The sequence below is a fragment of the Paenibacillus sp. FSL P4-0184 genome (assembly GCF_038004625.1).
GTDB lineage: Bacteria > Bacillota > Bacilli > Paenibacillales > Paenibacillaceae > Paenibacillus_AQ.
This window is the reverse complement of record NZ_JBBORN010000001.1, coordinates 2194324-2217050: the sequence shown is the minus strand read 5'-3', so window position 1 is coordinate 2217050 and position 22727 is coordinate 2194324. Positions and strand designations below refer to the sequence as shown.

Annotated in this window: 21 protein-coding genes, 3 pseudogenes and 1 riboswitch; of the genes and pseudogenes, 12 read left to right on the top strand and 12 right to left on the bottom strand. The window is 43.3% G+C overall.

Translation table 11 applies throughout. The features are described from left to right. Positions 1-46 precede the first annotated feature (46 nt). Genes MKY52_RS09580 through MKY52_RS09570 form a run of 3 tightly spaced genes read left to right on the top strand, consistent with a single transcriptional unit; the run spans position 47 to position 2665 of the window. Complete coding sequence (locus MKY52_RS09580) at positions 47-589, top strand: sigma-70 family RNA polymerase sigma factor (RefSeq protein ID WP_341051065.1); 543 nt, start codon at positions 47-49, stop codon at positions 587-589. Next, a complete protein-coding gene (locus MKY52_RS09575) occupies positions 582-1739 on the top strand; it encodes a DUF4179 domain-containing protein (RefSeq protein WP_341051063.1) in 1158 nt (385 codons plus the stop codon). Before MKY52_RS09580 ends, MKY52_RS09575 begins: the two co-directional genes overlap by 8 nt. Before the next feature lie 20 nt (positions 1740-1759). After that, positions 1760-2665, top strand: coding sequence for a DUF5643 domain-containing protein (locus MKY52_RS09570; RefSeq protein WP_341051061.1), 906 nt, complete (start codon positions 1760-1762; stop codon positions 2663-2665). 103 nt (positions 2666-2768) lie between these two features. On the opposite strand, the gene MKY52_RS09565 is transcribed toward MKY52_RS09570, so the two are convergent. Then, positions 2769-3155, bottom strand: a complete 387-nt coding sequence (locus tag MKY52_RS09565) for a MerR family transcriptional regulator (RefSeq protein WP_149645527.1) — start codon at positions 3153-3155, stop codon at positions 2769-2771. Between the two features lie 138 nt (positions 3156-3293). On the opposite strand from MKY52_RS09565, the gene MKY52_RS09560 reads away from it, so the two are divergent. Further along, on the top strand, positions 3294-4052 hold the full coding sequence (locus tag MKY52_RS09560; RefSeq protein WP_341051060.1) for an SDR family NAD(P)-dependent oxidoreductase: 759 nt from the start codon (positions 3294-3296) through the stop codon (positions 4050-4052). Between the two features lie 55 nt (positions 4053-4107). Here the strand turns inward: MKY52_RS09560 and MKY52_RS09555 are convergent, their stop codons facing one another. Next, a complete protein-coding gene (locus MKY52_RS09555; protein WP_341051059.1) occupies positions 4108-5310 on the bottom strand; it encodes a macrolide family glycosyltransferase in 1203 nt (400 codons plus the stop codon). A 200-nt stretch (positions 5311-5510) separates the two neighbouring features. On the opposite strand from MKY52_RS09555, the pseudogene MKY52_RS30345 reads away from it, so the two are divergent. From MKY52_RS30345 to MKY52_RS09545, 4 genes and pseudogenes are all read left to right on the top strand, one after another. Then, a pseudogene (locus tag MKY52_RS30345) lies at positions 5511-5792 on the top strand (response regulator); the annotation flags it as partial. Further along, positions 5769-5868, top strand: a pseudogene (locus MKY52_RS30340) (DNA-binding response regulator); the annotation flags it as partial. The pseudogenes MKY52_RS30345 and MKY52_RS30340, both read left to right, overlap by 24 nt. 29 nt (positions 5869-5897) lie before the next feature. Next, entirely contained in the window at positions 5898-6200 is a 303-nt protein-coding gene (locus MKY52_RS30335) for a winged helix-turn-helix domain-containing protein (RefSeq protein ID WP_445671015.1), read from the top strand. Beyond that, positions 6197-7621: a HAMP domain-containing sensor histidine kinase gene (locus MKY52_RS09545; protein ID WP_341051056.1), complete on the top strand. Its 1425-nt coding sequence runs from the start codon at positions 6197-6199 to the stop codon at positions 7619-7621. Before MKY52_RS30335 ends, MKY52_RS09545 begins: the two co-directional genes overlap by 4 nt. Before the next feature lie 12 nt (positions 7622-7633). On the opposite strand, the gene MKY52_RS09540 is transcribed toward MKY52_RS09545, so the two are convergent. The 6 genes from MKY52_RS09540 to MKY52_RS09515 all read right to left on the bottom strand — a co-directional run bounded on the left by MKY52_RS09540 (position 7634) and on the right by MKY52_RS09515 (position 14657). Beyond that, entirely contained in the window at positions 7634-8242 is a 609-nt protein-coding gene (locus tag MKY52_RS09540; protein ID WP_076285027.1) for a hypothetical protein, read from the bottom strand. Between the two features lie 125 nt (positions 8243-8367). Then, a complete protein-coding gene (locus MKY52_RS09535) occupies positions 8368-9732 on the bottom strand; it encodes an MATE family efflux transporter (protein WP_341051054.1) in 1365 nt (454 codons plus the stop codon). Between the two features lie 74 nt (positions 9733-9806). Continuing rightward, the gene (locus MKY52_RS09530) at positions 9807-10466 is read right to left on the bottom strand and encodes a dihydrofolate reductase family protein (protein ID WP_042193005.1); all 660 of its coding nucleotides are present in this window, start codon (positions 10464-10466) and stop codon (positions 9807-9809) included. A 21-nt stretch (positions 10467-10487) separates the two neighbouring features. Then, positions 10488-11624 (bottom strand): sugar ABC transporter substrate-binding protein, encoded by a 1137-nt coding sequence (locus tag MKY52_RS09525; protein ID WP_341051053.1) that lies wholly within the window; start codon positions 11622-11624, stop codon positions 10488-10490. Between the two features lie 15 nt (positions 11625-11639). Next, on the bottom strand, positions 11640-13580 hold the full coding sequence (locus MKY52_RS09520) for an alpha-amylase (protein ID WP_341051051.1): 1941 nt from the start codon (positions 13578-13580) through the stop codon (positions 11640-11642). Positions 13581-13616: 36 nt separating this feature from the next. Beyond that, positions 13617-14657, bottom strand: coding sequence for a zinc-dependent alcohol dehydrogenase (locus tag MKY52_RS09515; RefSeq protein ID WP_341051049.1), 1041 nt, complete (start codon positions 14655-14657; stop codon positions 13617-13619). A gap of 337 nt (positions 14658-14994) precedes the next feature. On the opposite strand from MKY52_RS09515, the gene MKY52_RS09510 reads away from it, so the two are divergent. Next, positions 14995-16146: a metallophosphoesterase gene (locus tag MKY52_RS09510; protein WP_341051047.1), complete on the top strand. Its 1152-nt coding sequence runs from the start codon at positions 14995-14997 to the stop codon at positions 16144-16146. A 170-nt stretch (positions 16147-16316) separates the two neighbouring features. Here MKY52_RS09510 and MKY52_RS09505 read toward each other — a convergent pair whose 3' ends face one another. Next, entirely contained in the window at positions 16317-16871 is a 555-nt protein-coding gene (locus MKY52_RS09505) for a TetR/AcrR family transcriptional regulator (protein ID WP_341051045.1), read from the bottom strand. 166 nt (positions 16872-17037) lie between these two features. On the opposite strand from MKY52_RS09505, the gene MKY52_RS09500 reads away from it, so the two are divergent. Then, positions 17038-18501 (top strand): DHA2 family efflux MFS transporter permease subunit, encoded by a 1464-nt coding sequence (locus MKY52_RS09500; protein ID WP_341051044.1) that lies wholly within the window; start codon positions 17038-17040, stop codon positions 18499-18501. Between the two features lie 78 nt (positions 18502-18579). On the opposite strand, the gene MKY52_RS09495 is transcribed toward MKY52_RS09500, so the two are convergent. Together MKY52_RS09495 and MKY52_RS09490 are read right to left on the bottom strand one after the other, a co-directional pair. Then, positions 18580-19032: a helix-turn-helix domain-containing protein gene (locus tag MKY52_RS09495; protein ID WP_076285039.1), complete on the bottom strand. Its 453-nt coding sequence runs from the start codon at positions 19030-19032 to the stop codon at positions 18580-18582. Between the two features lie 138 nt (positions 19033-19170). Further along, positions 19171-20529 (bottom strand): amino acid permease, encoded by a 1359-nt coding sequence (locus MKY52_RS09490; protein ID WP_341051042.1) that lies wholly within the window; start codon positions 20527-20529, stop codon positions 19171-19173. 134 nt (positions 20530-20663) lie between these two features. Next, positions 20664-20744, bottom strand: a riboswitch (glycine riboswitch). A gap of 197 nt (positions 20745-20941) precedes the next feature. Here MKY52_RS09490 and adhP point away from each other — a divergent pair. Together adhP and MKY52_RS09480 are read left to right on the top strand one after the other, a co-directional pair. Further along, the gene (gene adhP, locus MKY52_RS09485) at positions 20942-21958 is read left to right on the top strand and encodes an alcohol dehydrogenase AdhP (RefSeq protein WP_341051040.1); all 1017 of its coding nucleotides are present in this window, start codon (positions 20942-20944) and stop codon (positions 21956-21958) included. A gap of 166 nt (positions 21959-22124) precedes the next feature. Further along, positions 22125-22387: pseudogene (locus MKY52_RS09480) on the top strand (alpha/beta fold hydrolase); the annotation flags it as partial. Here MKY52_RS09480 and MKY52_RS09475 read toward each other — a convergent pair. Next, positions 22358-22570 carry a hypothetical protein gene (locus tag MKY52_RS09475; protein WP_341053478.1) on the bottom strand — a complete coding sequence of 71 codons (213 nt, stop codon included), beginning with the start codon at positions 22568-22570 and terminating at the stop codon, positions 22358-22360. The pseudogene MKY52_RS09480 and the gene MKY52_RS09475 overlap by 30 nt on opposite strands. Between the last annotated feature and the right edge of the window lie 157 nt (positions 22571-22727).

The following is a 22727-nucleotide window of genomic DNA, read 5'->3' as shown; positions in this document are numbered from 1 at the left end:
CTTCTCCATCTAATCATACAGAGGGCCCTCAAGGAGGAACAATCATTTGCTGGAAAACGAACTGGATATCAAAAAAGCGCAGAAAGGCGACCACGAGGCGTTTACCCGTCTTTTCAGGCAACTGGAATCCCAGTTGTACAGATTAGCCAAAACCATTCTGCTAAAAGAAGAAGATTGCGCGGATGCTCTTCAGGAAACGACACTGAAGGTGTATAAAGGGTTGGCCAACCTTAAACAGCCTAAGTTTTTTAAAACCTGGGTTATACGCATCCTGATTAATGAATGCAATCAGTTACTTCGTATGCGAGAGCGAACTATAGCTGTGGCGGAAATTCCCGAAGAACCGGTCGATTCCTATGTGCATTTTGAAGATTCAGGCAACGTAGACCTGCAAAGCTTCATTAATCAGTTGGACGAATCCCTGCGGCTTGCTATCGTGCTTTTTTATTATGACGATTTATCCATTAAGCAGATTGCAGATGTGCTCGACATCTCCGAAGGAGCGGTCAGGGCACGACTTCATCGCGCACGGAGATTGTTGTCCAAACAGATACATCCTGTGCGGGAGGAGGGTCTTGCTAATGAATAATAACAATTTAGAAAAGCAGATCAGGGAGCTAGGAAGGGCTAATATACAGGAGCTTCCACCTTTACTGCGGTCGCGGCAGGATTCGATTTATGCATCACTCGCCACAATTGCCCAGGATCCTGTGGAAAAGGAAAAGAAAAAACGGATATATCCAAAAATCGCAGCTGCTGTATCTGCAGCGATAGTGCTAAGTGTTATGCTAACGGCCGTCTATCCGCCAACGTTGGCCAATGCACTCAAGCAGCTTCCATGGATAGGCGGAATTTTTGAACGGGCAGATGATATAGGATTGCAAGCTGCTCAGCGTCTGGGTCTGATTACCCGACCGAATAGCAGTGATACGCATGATGGAATCACCTTGTCTGCCGAAGAGGCTGTATTTGATGGCAACCGATTGGCATTCTCAGTGAAGCGTGAGGGAGAAGGGCTGGACGGGAAGCTCACCGGAGTGACGATTGGAGCGGATGGGAAGCCTTTTCTAGGCAAAGGTTCGATAATGTCCGCAGAAGTATTGATCGACGGGGCTTCAATGGAGGAATTCTCAGATGGTCATAGGGAAGCTGTTCCTTTTCTAACCTGGATGGAAGGCAAGGAGCAGAGTACAGCTATTTTTCAACTGGTGGATTCTTCGAATTTGGGGATCACCAAGCCTTTCCCTGATCAATTTGAACTGACTGTAACCCTTCTCTTAAACGGTATAGATACACCATACATTCTAGAGATTCCTGCACGTAAGGTTACAGAAAATAGTATTGCGGTACCTGATATACGCGCACAAGCAGAGGGATGGAGTCTGACGCTGCAAAAGCTGGAATATAGCCCATTAACCACGCGTCTGTTAATCAACATTGAACAAGAGACTGACGGGGATTACGCAGATTTTAATACATTGGGCTTTGAAGTGAAGGATGAACAGGGACTGGTTTTGGAAAATATATCGCAAAAAGCAGTCCTTTCTTCCAATAGATCACGGGATCTGAATCTGCTTGTAGAGCCGTTCGAGAAACATCCCAATATGCTCACAATCCGTGGCTATCTTTATGAGTTCGAGGATCCAAAAAGTAAGAGTGGCGCATTCAAAACAGACAGTTCCGGAAATCCTGTGAAGCATTATATCGATGGTCTGGAAATAAACGTGCTAGTTAAATAAACACTAAGGAGAATGATATCATGAAGAAAATGACAACTAAATTGTCTGTAATTTTAAGTGCTGCTGTATGCCTTGGAGCGTTGGGAATGCCGGCTTTAACCCAAGCAGCCAGTGTTCAAACCGCCGCTGAAGCTTCCCTGGATACAACAAAAGTCGCCGATTCACACGATCAGCTTACTTTAAAGGGCAGTGCACAGTTTAACGGTAATTATATTAAGATCGATCTGAGCCGTGAGGGATCCCTGTTCTCAGGAATGCTCGCAGGAGTAACCTTGAACGATAAAGGTGAGCCCTACCTTGCAGAAGGAACCATTATGGCAGTAGACGCCAAGCTCACTAATTCAGGTGGAATTGATTTTAAATCACCACGCTGGATCAGTGATGGTGATGCCAACAAGGCGGTTGTTGTATTGCAGACCGGATGGCTAACTGAGCAGCAAAAGGCAAGCCTGGCTTCCTCTGAATTGAGCATCCATGTGAAGCTTAACGGAATCGAAGATCCGTATGTACTAAAGTTTTCTCTTAAGCAAGCAGGAGTAGTGCGTAACATTCAGCTACCAGCTTTAAAGAAAGACAACCAATTTGAAATCAAAACCAATCGTGTTGCTGTGGGAGAGACTTCTGTGTGCATTGCTTTAGCAGTTAAAGGGATTGCTACCCAAGCACAGGCTTTAGGATATGACATTTATGATAATCTGGGAAATGAATTAGAATATATTGCACGCGAATCTGTTGCAACAACCCAGAATACTGTTTCTGAAGATTTATTGTTCGAGGCGCTTCGCCCGGCCGCAGAATATCTCATTATCAGACCTTATCAAGCGGTGTTTGAAAAAGGCACTGCAGGGGCTTATAAAGTAGATGCCAAAGGTAATGTAGTTAAAAATCACAACAAGCAACTAGAGATCAAAATTCCTCTGAAATAATAAACGCTGCAACAGATCCATATGTATGAGGAAAAGGGGATTACCTGTTGGCCGTGAGGCCTGAGGCAATCCCCTTTTTCATGGATGAAGCGTAATTTTACAATTAATCATCCATAGACAAATCCAGTGTATTCCCTTTACTAATGAAGACCTTGTAATTAGCAATTTTGTCGTTTAGCATCTTCTCTGTCTCTGTTAAATGTCTGATTTGATCCTGAACTGAGCTTCTATGATCTTCCAGAAGATTCAAGCGGGCTTGGCTTGTATGTTCTCCTTCTAAATATAACTGGGCATATTGCCTGATTTGTGAAATGGGCATTTGGGTTTGTTTCAACCTCAGTACAAATCGCAGCCAAGCAACATGAGTATCATCATATACCCTCTCTCCATTGGCATTGCGTATCGGAGCAACGATCCCTTCTTTTTCATAATATCTCAGTGTATATGTGGTTATCTCCAATAACTTGGATACCTCGCTAATCGTGTACATGCAAATCCTCTAATCTATTTTATTTTGAAAGTCACCCTAATTATAAAAAACATTTGCCTTAGAGTAAACTCTAACCTATATAATCAAATCGCTGTAAGATCGAATTACATTCTCGTAGAAAAAATAGGAGGAAATCACATGAAGTACACTGTAATTACCGGCGCTAGTTCAGGGATAGGTTATGAAACTGCCCTAGCTTTTGCTTCTCGTGGAAAAAACTTAATCCTTGTGGCCCGCAGAAAGGAACAGCTAGAGGAATTACAGTCTAAAATCGCTAGTATTCATCCTAATGTAGAGGTTGTCATTCAAACGATTGACTTATCCGTTATCGAGAATGCTTATACATTGTATGAAAGCCTGCAAGGATATTCCATCGAAACCTGGATCAACAATGCCGGATTTGGGAACTTTGCTTCAGTGGCCGAGCAAGATTTAAATAAAATAACTACAATGCTACATCTGAACATAGAAGCGTTGACTATACTCTCCTCTTTATTCGTTCGAGACTACTCTACTATTGAAGGCACGCAATTAATTAACGTTTCATCTGGTGGCGGTTATACGATTGTGGGCAATGCTATAACGTACTGTGCGAGCAAGTTTTATGTAAGTGCATTTACTGAAGGACTATCTCATGAGTTGAAGAGTCAAGGTGCACCTATGCAGGCTAAAGTGTTGGCACCTGCCGCAACAGAAACAGAATTCGCGAAACGTGCTTTCGATATCACGAATTTCGAATATCACGGCGCTGTGCGGAAATTCCATACCGCGAAGGAAATGGCTGGCTTCATGCTTGATCTGTATGACAGCAATCATGTGGTGGGACTTGTGAATGGCGTGACGTACGAGTTTGAGTTGAGAGATGCTATTTTTAATTATGTGGAGAGTACGCGATAGGCTTGTCTCGAAAGTTAAACAAATATGGCCATCCTTCAACGGATGGCCATGCACACTAACCAAGATATTGACACTTCCATTTGAAAATCTCATCAACAGCTTGATGAGATCCACCGGATGTCCGAAAGGAATCTTTAGTCGTTGCAACAGCTTTTTGGAATGACGGAAGGGTGAGCACACGCTCTACAGCTTCACGCAGTTCAGTTGCAGTTAATCCTTGCATTTGTAATTTAATGCCCGCTCCAATATTGACGACTTGCTCCGCAATGATCGGCTGATCCGCACTTAGTGGGATTACAATTAGCGGAACCCCATAGTAGAGACCCTCATGCGCACTATTCATTCCACCATGTGTAATGAATATTTTTGTGTACTGTAATATATCCGTCTGTGGAACATAGTTTTTAACTATGAAGTTGGGAGGAATTTCTCCCAAATCATAGATTTGCACTTTGTTCCCAATGGACATAACAATCGTATAATCCGTATTCCCGAATGCCTCAAAACAAAGCTTATAGAAATCACTTGCTTGGTTGAAGACCGTACCCATTGAAATGTAAATTAGGTCCTTTCCCTTAATTGCAGAAAAATCAAAATGATCTGGCGTTAATCGTGAAGAGATGGAAGGACCAACGAATTTATACGATGGGTCGAAGGCTTCTCCATAAGGTTGAAACTCCCTTGTCGTATACACGATTGTAAGTGGTGCAGGATTACAGAACACTTCGTAAGGGGAGTGAATCTGCACACCATATTGTTCCTTTATTTTTATGGTCAGACTTTGAAATCTATCGTCTACAGCTTTTACTATTTCTGCAGGGGCTTCTGTGTAGAATCGTTCCATGACTTGATCAAATGATTCCTTTGTCTGTGCAAAAGAAGTACAAGAGTTGATTGCAGGAAGATTAAGAATTTGAGCCAGTAAACGTCCACAACCAAACATCGAATCATGGATGATGTAATCGAAATGCTCCCCCTTAATCTGTTCAAGAACGCTTGGTATAACGATATCCGCCGTAAGTAAAAGCCCATTGACTCTTTCAAGCAGATAATCTCTCCCACCTGAAATAAAGGCTTTTATAAATTGTTGAGCGTCCAATGTCCGTACTATAGCACCTGTCTCCTCCATACGCTCCTGAAAAGCTTCTATAGTGAAGTACACTACCTCTTCTCCACGAGAAATGAGCTCCTGTACAACGCCAATCGTTGGATTGATATGTCCCTCTGATCCAGCATTAATAAATAAGACACGTGCCATGCCTACCACTCCTCAGTTATGACCTAAGTTACGATGTATGTAGCTCCCTCTTTTGTCCTTTTCAATGTACCCATTATACGTTTATCTAAGAACCGACTTCTACTTATCAAAATCCCCATCCGATATTCCGATCCTAATTTTACCTAATTTTGATATAATAATGAAATCATAGTTAGCAAAAAGTGGAGAGTGATGAAAACATGGACCGGATTCTGATCGTCGATGATGAACCCGACATTCGCGAGCTTATTCGCTTACATCTGGAACGCGCCGGATGGGACATCGCCGAAGCGGGGTCTGGGCGGCAGGCGATCTTACAGCTACAAGCGCAGCCTTTCTCACTGATCGTTCTGGACATCATGATGGACGACGGTAACGGTTTCGAAGTTCTACGCTACTTGCGGGAACATCGTCCGGAAACGCTGGTCATTGCGCTTAGTGCGAGAAGAGAAGTGGAAGACAGAATCGACGCACTTGGACTGGGAGCCGACGATTACATGACCAAGCCTTTCAGTCCAATGGAGCTGCTGGCGCGGATACAGGCCCACTTCCGCAGGCACCATCCTGAGACCTCCAACCGGCCCCATGTGATTCAATTGAATAAACTTATTTTGGATATCGACAATTATGTACTACATAATGATGGGCAACAACATGGACTGACTCCAGTCGAATGCCATCTACTGCAAGTGTTCATGCTCAATCCTGATCGCGTACTAACAAAAGGAGAAATCTACAAACAAGTCTGGCAGCATGAAAACTATGACGCCAACAACCTCAGCGTCTTCATCAGCCGCATCCGAAAAATACTTGAAAGCTCACCCGGGTCCCAATCTAATCTTCATACCATTCGCGGCATCGGCTACCGCCTCTCAGGTGACGGACGATGAAGAGACGAACTAAGCTATGGCTGATGATGCTATCCAGTGCCGCAGGAAGCATTGTCTTGTTTATTACAATTACCCTAATGACCGGGAAGACTTGGACCCCGGGATATGATCTGAAGACGTTAAACGCCATCGCACAAGAAGCACTTACGGCTATAGAACGGCAAGACGCCTACTCGGGACCAGAGGTTCAACCCATTCTGGAAGAAGTACTACTCCCGCATTCCAAGATCCGCCTAGAGTGGCTGGCTGAGGACGGTTCGACGCTGTATGATTCCGCCGGCGAGAATAATTCCTACGACTTCCGCAAATTAGCCGACCGTGTTGACCATATGCCAAATAATCTTTGGGGTGAAAATACTCCGATCACTCTTACTTATTCCGTTGCCCATGATCATCGATCCTATTACATGTTATTGAGTTTATCCAGCGAAGACATGACATCTGGACAAATATATTTTTTTCTCCGAACGTATAAGGCTTTACTAACATTTATTTTACCTCTGTTACTGGCGTTGTTGCTTCCCTATCTCCTTTCCTTATGGTTCTTCTCTTCCACCGATCGTCGCATTACAAAACTGAACAACGCGCTGAACCAAGTCGGAATCCGAAGCGATGTCATCGTGCTGGAAGATACGTCGAGGGACGAGATCGCTCAGCTGACCCATCACTACAATTCAATGGCAATGCGTATCCAGAGACAGTCTGCCCAAATCGAACAGTTGGAACATCGGCGAAGACTGCTCTTATCGGACCTGTCCCACGATTTGCGAACGCCGTTAACTATGATTTTGGGTTATGCCGAGTTGATCCGTACCGGCGCGTACAAGAATGAGAACGAGCTTCAGTCCGGGGCCAAAATCATCCTGCAGCGCTCTCGCTACATGGATAAGCTGCTTGATCAGTTACTCGACATTACCCGTCAAGAAGAGCATTTACTTCGGCTTCAGCTTGCTCCGCATAACCTGTCGGAATTAATGCGAAAGATCGCAGCCGAGTACCTCTTATTCCTGGACGATAAGAACATCGTGTTGGAGGCAGACATCCAAGATACGGATATCGAGGTTATGATCGACGCACCGCTGATCGAACGTGCTTTGCGCAACTTGCTGGACAATGCCGTTCGTTACGGTGAAGAAGGACACTATCTGGGAATTGGATTGACGGAGGAACAAGAGGAAGTGGTTCTCACGGTCAAAAACCGAGGTAAAGGGATCGCACGAGAGGATCGCGAGCGTATCTTCGAGCGTTTCTACCGCGCCGACGGTGGAAGAAAAGGCGAGGGACTTGGCATCGGGCTCTCGATCGTCAAGGAAATCGCGGAATTGCACCATGGCAGCGTGCGTTTGCTGGACGAAGCCGTGACGGAAACCATTTTTCAGATTAGAATTCCTAAGAAGTCTCCTAGTGAACATGAAAATTAACGTTGATCAAAGCTACGTTTTTCTGCGTACTTCTACGAATAAATAGAAGGAGGCGACGAGAGCGCCCAATGTTCCGCAAATCATATCCATCATCGTGTCGGTCAAACTACCATTTTGCGAATGAAGCTCAAAGAGATGATCCACCGTAAACTCATAAATCTCCCACATTCCAGCCATTGCAACAGCAAACAGAAACGCGAACCAAATGATAATGTTGGAAGGCAGACCGCCCAGCCCTTTACGCTTAGCCATCTTGATCAAGATGAATCGTCCTACGAAGAATAAAATAATTCCAGACAGCAGATGTTCAATCTTATCTAAATAAGGGATGACACCATACAAATTGAATAAATTGGCGAGCATCATCGTGATTGTGATAAAGACCAGCACCGAAAATTGAAGTGCGGGAGGCAGTTCGCTGTTGGTCCTTGTGATTAAGCCCTTAAAGAGTAACAAGACTAGAATGATAAGGGCCGCTTGAAATGTTTTATCATCATTTCCATTCAGGCCAAAATAAACAATTGATACTCCGCAAATGAGGTAGAGAATCATTTCAAAAAAATAATTGAACCTATGGTTTCTAGAAGTTTCTTGCATAGCAGTTCCTTTCTGACTAGACATGTTTAATTAATTATCACCCGTTCAAAGCCACCCCATACGACAATCATATCATTAGTTATAAAAAGACTCCCGTGACATTCCCTTAAGCGGAAATACACGGGAGCCTTGAGCGATCCAATCAGCCCTTACATCGCTTTTTCAGCCAAATCGTTAACTAAATTCCTCATCCACTTCCGGGAGTAAATCCGGGCGTAACCGAAGCCAAAACGGACAACCTCCTCAAGTGATATGACGAGATATACAAGGTAGACAGGCTGCTTCCAGACGTATGATAACAACAGCCCGGAGGGGACACCTATCAACCATGTCGCGGTCGATTCCATGCTGAACACGAACTTGCTGTCTCCCCCACTGTTTAGAATGCCGCCTGCTATAATCATATTGGAAACTTTGGCCCAAAGAAATCCAGCGAATACGATAACGATATATATGCTCATCTGTTTAGCATCCTCGGAGATATTGAACGCGGAGACATACAGCTTCGAGCCTGCCGCAATGATAACCCCGACAATCAGAGAGATGATGATGCCAAGGCGAATGAACTTTTTCGCATGATCGAGTGCGATATCCGTTTCGTTCGCGCCCAAACGGTTGCCAACCAATACCCCAGCTGCACTAGCCAGACCGGACAATAAGCCTATGCAAAGTCCTTGCAATGGAAAGGTAATGGTCATCGCCGTCATCTCCATCGTCCCCATGCGGCTATAGATGATCGCATATGCCGTTTCACCCAATACCCAGATCAATTCTGTCAGCAAGAGCGGATACGTCGTTCCAAAAAACTTGCGGATGAGCGGTTTAGGAATGATGAACAAGTTCTTTAACCCAACAGCACCCGGTAAACGATATCGGTACACGGCACCAATGATCAACAAACATTCTAAAACCCTGGAACAAAGGGTAGCAATAGCCGCGCCCTTCAGACCAAGTGCAGGAGCGCCGAAGTTCCCGTAAATAAGTACGTAATTCAGTATAATATTCAAGACAACAGCAATTAAGCTTACATACATCGGCCATTTGGCATGGCCCGTACTACGCAAAATCGCGGAATACATCATTGTGAGCATGACAGGTACAAAGCCGATCGACATGATCTGCAAAAAAATGTACCCATCATGTATTACATTCGCATCTGTCGTGAACATGCTCAGAAAAAGCGGCGAATCGATGAAGACAGCCGCAGAGAATATGAACGAGAACGCGAAGCCAACGATCAATCCGAGGCCCAGCACCTGGGAGACACTTTTGGAATCTTTGTTTCCCCAAAACTGGGCTGCATAAATGGATACCCCCGTCGATAAACCAGCCAAGACAACCGCGATGATCCCATATATTTTGGTGGACATCCCCACCGAGGCAATCGCCACATCTCCAAGCTGTCCGACCATCAATTGATCCGTCAAATTGAGCAATGCCATCAGCAAGCTTTGAAGCGTAACGGGCACAGCGATTTTATACACACTTTTGTAGAAATTCTCTTTCTCTGACATGGATCATTCACAACCCCCATATTCTCGATTTTACAGCTTCCATAGCCATTCGCAGTCTATGACTTCGTGTGAGGTTATATCACTTTTTTATAGCGCATGAGCGTATAATTATCTTTTGGCTGAATTTCTACAACCTTGAACTTTTTCGCAAAGCACAATTGTTGATACCCGTCTCCATCCACTAAAGTAATGTTCGTGGAACCGCCTATGATGATCGGAAGCTGCATCAGAATAATCTCATCGACGATGTCCTGATCGAAGATATGCCAGTTCAAAAAGCCACCGCCCTCGACCATCAAGCTGGTAATCCCGAAGTTGTCTTCCAACTGACGTTCAAGCTCCACGAAATCGACTTTATCCTCACCGCAGATGAGGCACTCCTTCCCTCTTTCCCGGATCTGCTTGATTTTATATTCATCCCGTCCTTTCTCGGTTGTGACAATAATCGTCCTCCCCTCATCCGAGAGCACATTGCTATCCAGCGGAATATCCAAGGTGGTAGTCGGAATGATCCGGATTGGATTTTTGTTCTCCTCATACCGATTAGTAAGAAAGGGATTGTCCGTCAGAATTGTATTTTTTCCGACCATAATGCCCTGCACATTCCCCCGGAATAGATGAATGAATTCCATATCCTCACTGGAAAACAAAGAAAAAAGCTCCTTACTCGAATTACCAGCTCCCATAGTGAGCTTACCGTCAATCGAAATTTGGCTGAATATCGTTGTTTTCATGTTTCTTCTCCCCGTCTCTTTTTAGCTTTTATATGCGCCCCAGAATGCTTGGATGGTCTGTTCAATTTTTTTCAATGCATGTTCAGAATTGCTTGAGGCCAGCTCGGTTAGACCCGCATTTAGCGCCTCCCATACATGAATCATGAAGGGGTACGTCGGCATCGGCCGTGCGTGCTCCAACAGCGATATAATCATCTGTTTGTTAGGCGTAGCAGAGGCAGCTAGACGGTTCAGCACCTCTTCCTGAGCTGGAATCCGCTGCACACCGAGCGTCCACATAGTCTGGCATTCATCACTCAGCATAAAATGCGTGAACGACAAGATATCTTCCCGTTCCTCCGACGTTAACGAATGATTCGGGTAAATCAGGCCGATAGAAGAAGACATGGATAGCGATTGCTGGCCTTCTATGACCGGAAGCTGGCAGACCGCAAGCCTGTTGTTCATCTGCTTGTCCAGATGGTTATAAATCCACTCTCCACAAATAATGGCGCCAATCTTACCGTCAATAAACTGCTCTAACAGTCCTGTGGAACCGTCAAGACTGACGAGCACGCCTTGATCCATCTTGTCATGGATGAACTCAAGTGCTCGCTTCATTTCAGGGGTTACGATATTCGGCTTTCCATCCTGAACAGGCCAACCACCGAAAGCTGTAAGAAACGGAATAAACCAATAACCCTGCTGTAAATCTGCTCCAATCGGTATGATGCCTTGAGCGGACAACCTCTCTGCTGCCTCTTCGAACACCTCCCATGTCGTCGGCGCACTGGCGTAAATCTCCGGATTGTAATACACAACCAGATGATTGCCCCGTAATACCGGGATACCATACTGAACACCATCCAGTTGCATCGTTGAAAGTGCCCCTTCAGTGAGTGCATCATCGAATAGCCAGCCCGGTACTTCAGAGTAAAGGCCATTCTCAACGTAGGAGGACATATCCGCAGGAACCATCGCCAGATGCGGACCTTGATGGGTGTCCTTAATTTGGTTCAGGCGCGCAGTCAACTCCGTAATGTTCATCACTTGTGGCGTAATTTGTACGCCGAAGCGCTCTGTATACAGCTTGCAAATTCCCTCCAACACCTCAATCGAGGTATCTCCCGGACCGTCAAACTCATGCCATAACACAATTTCTTTGTTCTTCTTTTCCATCGCTGCCTCTCTCCCTTAACTAACTTGTCTATGATTGTTTACGAGCACTAAAGCCTGATTTGGTGCAAGCAGTAAGCTGTCTAACGTCTGACCTGCGATGCTGCCCGTTAAGGAACTATCCAGTGTCACGGTCATTGGGCACCGCCCAGGTACCGCAGCCTTCAAATCAACTTGGCAGGAAGCATCAGCACTCAAGTTAAAGCAGCAGAGCAGCGTCTGTTCGCCATGCATATACCCGTACAGAACTGTACCTTCCGGGGATTGAGCCACGAAAAAGTTTTCTGGCTTCACTAGCTGAGGCCAATCTTTCTTGAATTCACTCAGCTCCGTCAGCAGCGGCAGCATCGGTGCAGGATTAGTCCAATTAATTTGCATGACGTTAAAAAAAGCGCGGGAAATCTCCTCTCCGTTCGTGTTGTCGCCAAGACCACAGTTGAGGGGCTGCTCCTCATTCATTTCATAGCCAGTCGTCACGTATGGAATTGCATTCGGAAGAAATTGATTAAATACCGCAATCATCCGAGCCACCTCAACACCGCCACGGCTCGTGATCCGAGGCGTATCTGCTGTTTCTGCACAGGCGAACACATGAATGTTTAACTCAGGCAGCTCCTCTAAGAATGTAACGAGATTGTCCTTATTGATTTGCGTCATGACATTCCATCCGCTGCCAAGCATAATGTTGTAGCCGGTGCTCGCCGCCTTCTTGTGATTACGATTGAACAAATCTTCGCTGATCAAGATCGCATTCGGATTCAACTCTTTAATCGTGTCAAAAATACGAGTCAACAACGGAATAGGAAGTACATGTCCGATATCGATGCGGAAGCCATCAATCCCATACTTTTCGAGATTAAACCGTACGGCCTCCTCCAGCACATCCCACAGCTCCAGATTCGGCTCCTCACCCGGGTAGTCATTGCATTTAATCGTATCAAAAAGAACATATGGTGCCTGATCCGAACTTATAAGATGTCTCACTTGCGGAGAAAAGTCCTTGTAGAGGCGCAAGAACGTAATGTCTGTCCAAATCGGCTGCACATCGTTAATCCAATCCGAATGCGCGGGAGCAGTCGTTATCCCCATCTCTTGCTCTACCAAAGTTAATAGCTCATCTCCAGTTTTAGCAGCCCTCTCTTTTAACTGCTGCCAAAGGATTGGATGAAGTTCATTGGGCGGCGGCGAGAACTTCCGCAGAAATGCTGCGGTTTCCTGGCTGTGGTAGACCGTCTCCAATTTGTCAGGCTTACACTCCTCAAAGAACCCAAGCTCAGGAATCGATGGCGGTGCAAAGCCTTCTAATTCCTGCATTTTGATCCAATACACCCATTCGGGATGTTCGGTAATGAACGCACTGTTTTTCGCCGTTACACGGGGAATGAAATCAACAACAGTCTTAATATCAAGCAAATGACAAGCTTCTACCAAAGCGCTGAGCTCATCGTGGATCGTAAACTCCTCCATACCATCCAGCAGGCTGTCGTGTAGGTTCTGATCCAAGTGGAATAACGATTGCACAGCGTAAGGTGACCCGATATCTCCTTTCAGATTCAACTTGCTGTACTGGTTCACTGGAAGCATATACAGAATATTGATGCCCATTTTCTTTAACAACGGCAGAAGAATAAGGAATCTTAAAAAAGTGCCGGATTCAATTGTTCCATCATGGTTGTAATCCCAAGCCGTCGAATAACGAATTAATGAAGAATAGATCGCGCTGTCGTCTAAATTCGTGCGTTCCTTGAGCGAATATCTCCACGAAAGCTTGTCTACATACTTCAAATGCTCTGTCAAAAAATCATACGGATGTACACAAATTTCACCGTCGTTTTCGAAAAGAATACACTCATATTTGCACTCATTCCACAGAGCAGGAATCCAAATTGGCGCGACGTCTTTATCTTTGTGTGTAGACAAGTAATCCTGAACAAGTCTAAATTTGCTTTCTTTGCTCATTAACAGATCCACCTCTCGTTGATTGCAGTTCTACGTTTAGGGAACAAAAACCGTCTTTACGGTGTCACTCCCAACCACCTTCAAAGAGTTCAATTCATAGCCGATCAACTCGTTTATTGCTGCCTCGTGCTGGTTGAGCTTAACTTTTCTGGTCACCAGTTTCTCCAGTTCAGGTGTCTCAGCGGCAAACCGCAAAGCTTCCTCGAACATGTAGCGGTATTCGCCTGCTGCGATAATTTTGATTGCATGCTGTACGAATTTGGTAGGGGAAAAGGTGTACCGATACTTCGCATTAATTCCAAAAGGAACGATGCGCCCTCCTCGCTCAATCCATTCCTCCGCTACTTCGAGCTGAGTGCCCACCGTATCGATAATCACATCAAACTTATGTCCCGCGCAGATTTCATCTACGGTAGCTTGATTTAATTGGGATGGTGTTAGAGCAAAATCCGAGATTTCTCTGGCAAATGCCAACCGATAGGGATTAACTTCCGTCGCTACCGTGAGCGCAGCTTTTGATTTACTCACCATTTGACTTAACAGCCCCATTGGACCCGATCCAAGAATGAGCACCTTATCGTCAGCTGTGACATTAGCTTCTTTGAAATTGTGCAGCACACAGGCAAGCGGCTCGATTAATACCCCCGTCTCCCAGCTCATATGATCAGGTAGAAGGTGTGCAAACGTTTGTACAGTTGAGAAAAAAAAAGTGAATGTCCCATTTCGATTCAAACCAGCAATAGGCATCCCATTTCCATCGGAGCCTATACATAAGTGCGGCTGTTCTTTCAAGCAAAAATAACATTCATTGCAGCTTTGATTCGGATCGATAACTACACGGTCCCCCACCTTAACACGGTCAACATTACTGCCAATTTCGATTACGGTCCCTACAGCCTCATGACCGCGAATGATTCCTGGAACTCCTTCCTCTTTACCGGTTATGACCGCTAGATCTGTTCCACAAATGCCTGTCATCTCAATCCGAATCTTAACTTCATCCGGGGTTACAATCTGTGGCTCTTCCCATTCGCAGAGCTCTAGCTTATCATTGGATGTCCACACCAGCGCTTCCATACGCATTCTTCCTTTCATTTTTCCTATTATCCATATTCCACCAGAATATATCATACCTCCCATGTAAAAGTAAGGTGAATATTGTCGTAAAATGTTATTGTTTACATTTTCATATAAAAAACAAATAAGTAATCGCTTTCATTTCACTTCCTCAAACGTTTCAATTGCGGCCAGTACGACTTGATCTGATCCATTTTTCTTCTTATTCAAAATCAACAATCTCCTCTTCCAACATGAAAAAATATGTTACTGTTACTGAGTACCTGACCATTTGCTCATAATTATTGATTATAAACGATTGCTCTCTGAAATCTAAAAAAATAGGACGGTGCATCATATGGTATTTGCATTTCTGTTTATATTCGCTATGTACGCGGCAAGTAACTATTACATCGCAAGAAAAATTTTTAAATTGTTACAACATGTATTTTCAAATATTAACGGGATTATATACGGAGTCATCTACAGCTTGTGTGCGGTAACAATCATTATTAATTTACTATTGTCCTCTTCAGCTATGACGACCGATTCAAGTATTGTTAATTTTATTGGTCAGTTCGGGGACTATTGGATGGGGATCTATTTCTATTTGTTCTTGCTGTTACTCCTTTCCGATGTAATCTTACTTATTAGTAAATGGATCAAAATCATCCCCTCCCCTGCGCCAAAACGTGTTATTTTTCATACAAGGTCAGTAGTATTAATTCTAGTCATAGGGTTGGTGTCCTATGGGATTTATAATGCGAATCAGATAAAAGAAGTTACTTATCCGATCCAAATACATAAAAGCACGTCGTTAGATCATTTAAATATTGTTCTGATCAGCGACTTACATTTAGGCTACGTAAATGATGTAAAGTTTATTGAAGACGTTGTTGATCGTATTAATAACATGCAGCCGGATATTGTGTTGATGTCAGGAGATATATTCAATGGTAACTACCATGCGCTCTCTAATCCTTCCAAAGGAATAGAGTTATTAAATACTATTCAGTCCACCTATGGGGTTTATGCTTGTTTAGGTAACCATGATGCAGGAAGATCATACGATGAGATTGTGAACTTTATAGATAAGAGTAATATTAAACTTCTAAATGATGAGCATGTCGTTATTGATAATCAATTCGTTGTAGTTGGTAGGAGAGATTCATCACCGATTGGTGATCAAGGAAATGCTAGAGCAGTTACTTCTGAAGTGATGAGTAACATTGATACAACTATGCCCGTTATCGTAATGGATCATCAACCAACGAATATGATTGAATACGGAGATGAAGTCGATTTGATACTTAGCGGACATACGCATCAAGGACAAGTATTCCCTGCAAATCTAATCACCAATGCTATGTTCACAGTAGATTACGGACACTATCAGAAGAATTTAGACAGTCCTCAAGTTATTGTTACATCAGGTGTGGGTACCTGGGGACCGCCATTACGCATTGGTACGAATAGTGAGATAGCACAAATTAAAGTTGATTTTAAATAGCATGATTTTAAAAAAAGCGGACAGCCTTTGGACGAGAATTAGCGTCCTAGACTGCCGCTTTTTATAGTTTTACCTAAGGTTGGTGCGGAGAATATCCGTTATCTTGAAATTTGTCTCTCTATATCATACAACGGTTTTTACTCATATCCTCCTGTAGCATAGTCTAGCGATTATAAATACCTTCTTTTATACATCAAAGTAATTTGACCCGCGATGTATTCCGCGCTATATTGGCTACCATCCTTAATCCACCACATAATAGTCCCCAGTAGTGACGCTGCAATAATATCAACGGAGACTACTTCTTTAGAGGGATCTATGTTTCTAGCGATTCTCCGTTTCTCAATAGTATTTTTCAACAGATTGGTCAAATGTTTTTTGAAGCCTTTGTGCTCCATCAATACAGCAAAAACTTTCCGGTATTCATAAAAATAATTTAAAAATGTGACCAGCTGCTCTGATTCGTTCTGACTCTTCAATTGTAATAGCGGTTCAACCTTCATGGACAGGTCATCAAAAATATCATGTACAATCTGGCGCAATAAATCGTTAATATCCTCATAATGCAAATAAAACGTTGCACGATTCAGCTCTGCCCGGTTGGCAATTTTTTGGACGGTCAATTGAGAAATCTCCACATTATCGGCCAATAATGAAAAAACAGCGTTCTTCAGCATCTTTTTCGAGCGAATGGCTCGCGGGTCAACTCTTTTGTGTGCAGACATTTCATCCCTCTATTATCGTTTATATGGCATTTCATCAACTAATTTATCCAATCTGTCAATTAGTCGACATTTTCAACAAAATTGCAAATAGGAATACTGTTTAAATCCTGATATCATTCATTTTATTGACACTATGTCGAAAAAGCAATGAAGAGAGGACTGCACCATGCAAGAAGATATTAAGAAAATAAATAAAGGAATCCTACTAACCATTCTAATTTTTGGTTGTTTCTTATCTACACTCAATCAGACGCTTTTAAATGTCGCCTTAAGTAGTCTGATGGATGTATTTGATGTCACGGCAACAACTGTACAATGGATTTCAACAGGTTTTATGCTGGTCAACGGGATATTAATTCCGATTACAGCCTATTTAATGAAACGTTTTACAACACGTCAATTATTTCTAAGTGCCATGTCATTTTTATTAATTGGCTCAATCATTTGTGCAGCAGCGCCGAGCTTTAGTCTACTCTTAGTCGGACGGATGATCCAAGCTGCAGGTGCCGGTATTATAATGCCGCTCATGATGAGCGTTGTGCTCGCTATTTTCCCTGTTGAAAAACGCGGAAGTGCTATGGGACTGCTTGGACTGGCGATGATATTTGCTCCTGCTATTGGGCCGACACTTGCGGGATTTATTGTTGAATATCACTCTTGGCGCTGGTTATTTATCGGCCTCATTCCACTTGTCATACTTGTAATAGCGTTAGCGTTCAAATATTTAGTGAATGTATCTGAGACGTCTAAGTCAAAGCTGGATGTGTTAAGTGTTCTTTTATCGACCGTCGGATTTGGCTTAATTTTATACGGCTTCAGTAGTGCAGGCAGTAAAGGCTGGGATGATGTAATCGTAATCCTGACCTTAGGGATTGGAGTCGTGGTAACAGCCGTATTCTGTGTTAGACAAATCAAGTCTGATGATCCACTGCTGAACCTGTCTGTCTTCAAAAATAAAGTTTTTACGATGACTTCTCTTATTAACGTATTAATCACGATGATGATGTACGCAGATATGATTTTATTGCCTATTTATCTGCAGAATGGCCGTGGTTTTACAGCATTTGATGCAGGACTACTATTGCTGCCAGGGGCGCTCGTAAATGCGTTCATGTCACCCGTCACCGGTAAATTATACGACCGTTTTGGTGCTAAACCACTGTTCATTATTGGTTTACTGTTTATTATTCCATCTATGTGGGCGGTAACTGATCTATCTGAATCTACAACGTATACGTATCTAATGATTCGTACCATTGGCCTGCGAATTGGATTAAGCTTCATCACTATGCCACTCAATACGGCTGGACTAAATGCACTGCCCAAACAACTCGGCACGCATGGTACAGCTGTGAACAATACCGTTCGCCAAATTGCCGGAGCCATCGGTACTGCTGTCGTAATTACGATTTATACAGTACAGGCAACAAGTCATGCGGCCACAGTGATGCAGAGCAACCCCTCTACTACTCCTGAGATCCTTAAATCCCTTGCATCCATTCTTGGGGCAAGTGACGCCTATTACTTTATGATGATTTTATCCGTCGCCGCGTTTGTTATAACATTATTTATGCCGATGAAGAGCAAGATCATGGTTGAAAAGAAAGCAAACCTAGTTAACAAGGAATAACCTTATAACGTGGAATGTAAAAAGGACAGCGATCAGCTGTCCTTTTACATTATTAATAGCTATTCCCGGCTCACCGGCTTACTCTTGTTTATATTTTTCTTTCAGGATGCTGGAGCCGATTCCCCCGCTAACCATTAAAATCAGAGAACCGAAGTTCCAAAAGAATGACCCGCCATTCAAGGTAATCTCTAGTGCCGTTACTTTGTTCAGAAAGAGAACACAGAGTTTAATCACTAATAGCACAATGCCTGCTATTACGAAGACATCAAATACAAACTTTAATTTCGGGTGAGCCAATTTCTTGCCTTCTTCTATCACCTTTTTGGTCAACTCCTCGTCACTCCTTAGTAACTCATCGATAGTTACCCCAAAAAGATCGCTTATTTTAATAATGATTTCAATGCTTGGGTAGTTTTGACCATTCTCCCATTTCGAAACCGACTGTCGGCTTACAAACAGCTTCTCGGCCAGTTCTTCTTGTGACCAACTTTTTTTATTTCTTTCAGCTTTTAACTTCTCCCCAAAGATCATAACAGCAACTACCTTTCTGCAATTCATAAGCCTATATTGGATTAATCGTATGCAGAAGTAAAGAACGCTTTAGTTGCAGCCCCGCAACCCCAAGTTGCAGTTAACACTAGGCTTACCGCTAGTTGATGTTGACCTCACTCAAGCTTGATTACTTCTCCCCTTTTTACTTCTAATCGAATACAGGATGGATAATAAAACAAACCATAACGGAGTACACAATAAAGCCGGGCGTGTTTCTCCAGCGAACAGCATGATGATCAGTATTCCAGCGAACAAGGTTAAGACAATATAATTAATAGCCGGTGTGAACGGTGCTTTGAATTTGGATTTCGCCTGTAAGTCTGGCCGGGTTTTCTTATACTTAATATGGCAGATAAGAACAATGCCCCACACCCATATAAAACAAATGGCGCTTATCGTTGTCACGATTCCAAAAGCCTGCTCCGGAATAAGTTTACTTAAAAGAGCCCCTACAGATATGACGATTGTAGAAATGAATAACGAGTTACCTGGTACATGGTTTTTATTTAGTTTGCCCAAATGAGGTGGCGCCTGGTTATTTCTACTCAAATTATAGAGAATTCGACTTGTCGAGAACATCCCACTATTACAAGCGGAAGCGGCTGAAGTTAATACAACAAAATTAATAATCCCTGCGGCAATTGGAATCCCTACTAAAGTAAAGGTTTTTACAAAAGGACTCTCTGCCGGGCTGAGCTCCGTCCAAGGGTTAATGCATAGCAGGACGAAAAGCGCACCAACATAGAAGAACAGAATCCGTAAAGGAATTTTATTAATCGCCGATGGGATATTTTTTTCCGGATCCGCTGTTTCCGCTGCCGACACCCCGACCAATTCCACACCTACGTAAGCAAATACAACCATTTGAAAAGAAAATAAGAAGCCTGATATGCCGTTCGGAAAAAAGCCCCCATGCTCCCATAGGTTTCGTATCGTCACCGATCCTGCATCCGTCTTAAACCCAATGATCAGTAAAATGACCCCAAGACCAATCAAGGCGAGAATCGTAATTACCTTAATTAAAGCAAACCAAAATTCGAGTTCCCCAAAACTTTTTACAGTTAATAGATTAAGTCCTAATAACACGACTAGACAGGCGATGGCAGGAACCCATTGCGGGATATCAAACCAGTACTGTACATATACGCCAACAGCAATGACATCAGCCATAGCCGTCATGATCCAGCAAAACCAATAGGTCCAACCGGTAATGAATGCGACCCGTGATCCAAGGTAGTCTTCAGCAATATCCGTAAACGATTGATAGCCCGCTTTAGATAATAGGAGTTCTCCCAGTGCTCTCATCACAAAAAACACAGCAATACCCACGATTAAATACGTGATCATAATGGATGGGCCTGCCTTCTCTATCGCCTTGCCTGATCCCAAGAATAATCCTGTACCGATGGTGCCACCAATAGCAATAAGTTGAACATGCCGATTAGCCAGCTCTCTCTTTAATTCTGGTTGTGCCATACCTAGTTCCCCCTTGTGAGTACAATAAATTGGAATAAAAAAAGAGAGATTGGATGTCATCCAATCTCCCAGATCGTAAGAATATCAAATAATATTCGCCCTGCTGATGGCGATCAGCATGACAAATACATATTCAGTACTCTTCTGTCCTTTTGCCTGAGATTGTGAACCCTTCGGCGCCGCGGAATTTCCGCAGTCTCTCCAGAAGCTGCTCCAGCTAAAGTGTAATCCTTAGCCATCATAGCTCGTGAATTATGAAGTTGATAAAGCGGTAACGCAGTAAAGCTGTTCTGATATTCTAACATATTACTTGTGATGTGAGTGTTAATCAGTGATAAAAGTCTCAAGAATTTAAAGTTAGCCTCATGAACATACTACTTTTTGAAAAGCAAAAAACTAAAGGAGTATGCTAATGAAAGCCGCTGTAGTAAAACAATTTAAAGAAAAGTTAGAGCTACAAGACGTACCTAAACCAAAACCCGGACCCAAAGAAATTCTTGTCCACATTCAGGCGTGCGGAGTGTGTCATACTGATTTGCATGCTGCTCATGGCGATTGGCCTGCCAAACCAAAGCTCCCTCTAATTCCCGGACATGAAGGCGTTGGGATTATTGAAGAAATAGGTGAAGGAGTTGCACACTTAAAGGTAGGAGACCGAGTAGGAATTCCATGGCTGTACTCAGCCTGCGGTCATTGTGAGTATTGTCTTACAGGAAGAGAGACTCTTTGTCTGGATCAAAAAAATTCTGGATATTCCGTAGATGGTGGATATGCAGAATATTGTGTGGCAGCTGCCGATTATGTAGTGAAGGTTCCTGATAATCTAAGCTTCATCGAAGCGGCACCTTTATTTTGCGCTGGCGTTACGACCTATAAAGCTTTGAAAGTGTCAGGTGTAAAGCCAGGTGAATGGGTAGCCATTTTCGGCGTCGGAGGATTGGGTCATCTTGGTGTACAATATGCAAAGGTGATGGGAATGAACGTAGTGGCCATCGACACTTCAGATGAAAAGATGGAGCTTGCGAAACAACTTGGTGCAGACAAAACCGTAAACGCATTAAAAGAAGATGCCGCAGATTGGATTCAAAAAGAACTCGGCGGAGTGCATGGTGTTGTTTGTACAGCGGTTGCAAAAAAAGCATTCGACCAAGCCTATCGAGCCATTCGCCGCGGCGGTACCTGCGTCATGGTTGGGCTGCCCCCTGAATCCATGGATGTTCCTATCTTTGATACGGTATTAAACGGTACAAAGGTAGTCGGTTCGATTGTCGGCACTCGCAAAGATTTACAAGAAACATTACAATTCGCTGCAGAAGGAAAAATAAAAACCATTATTGAGACACGTAAACTAGAAGATATTAATGAGATCTACGATCTGATGTTAGAAGGCAAAATCAATGGTCGAATCGTTCTTGATATGACGAAATAATCCGAAAGAAAACATGCTCGAAAAGTACTGCTTTTCGGGTTTTTTTATGCCTAAAAATCCCCCTACTAGCAATACTTTTCTGCGCAATGTTTCTGTTGTGATCAATCAAGCTCTGCGCGGGAGAACGGATTTGAAGTTCATCAGGAAGTACTGACAGCTCGCCCTTATGCCAATTATCGATCATCTGTGGGGAGAAGCATTCGGAGAACTGAATCTTATACAATCACTCGCTAAATTCAACAAACCAGTATTTATCGGTTTAGGTAGTTATGATTATTTGGTAGCGCCTGTTTCACTTTGGAATTCTGTTGATGAGACCTATGAGCACGTAAAAAAGTGATCTTTGAGCATAGTGGTCACAATCCGATGTTTGAAGAACCTCAAACCTTTGACAAAGAGCTAAGCAAGTGGATTCTTGAGGGCAATTGAGGCTTCCCTTTGAATAACGAAAAACACTAAGTTAATTCTTAGTGTTTTTTTATTTCCTGCCCCTTTTGGTTTCGCCCAAATAAGTTTTACCATTATGTCTAAAGGCGAAAACTCCGCCTCGGTGTTGATTAATTCCATATCCTTCCTCAATTCTTCATCCTCAACATGTTTTCTGAACTTCACAATATCTCCATAGGCCTTTGGGGTCAGTCCGATCTGGCATTTTTAATAAAATTGCAAATAGGAATACTATTTGAATCCTATGCGTGACAAACACCAATTCATGAAATCGCTTGCAAAATTAAAAATTCAGGATATAATACTTGTATACAAGTATACC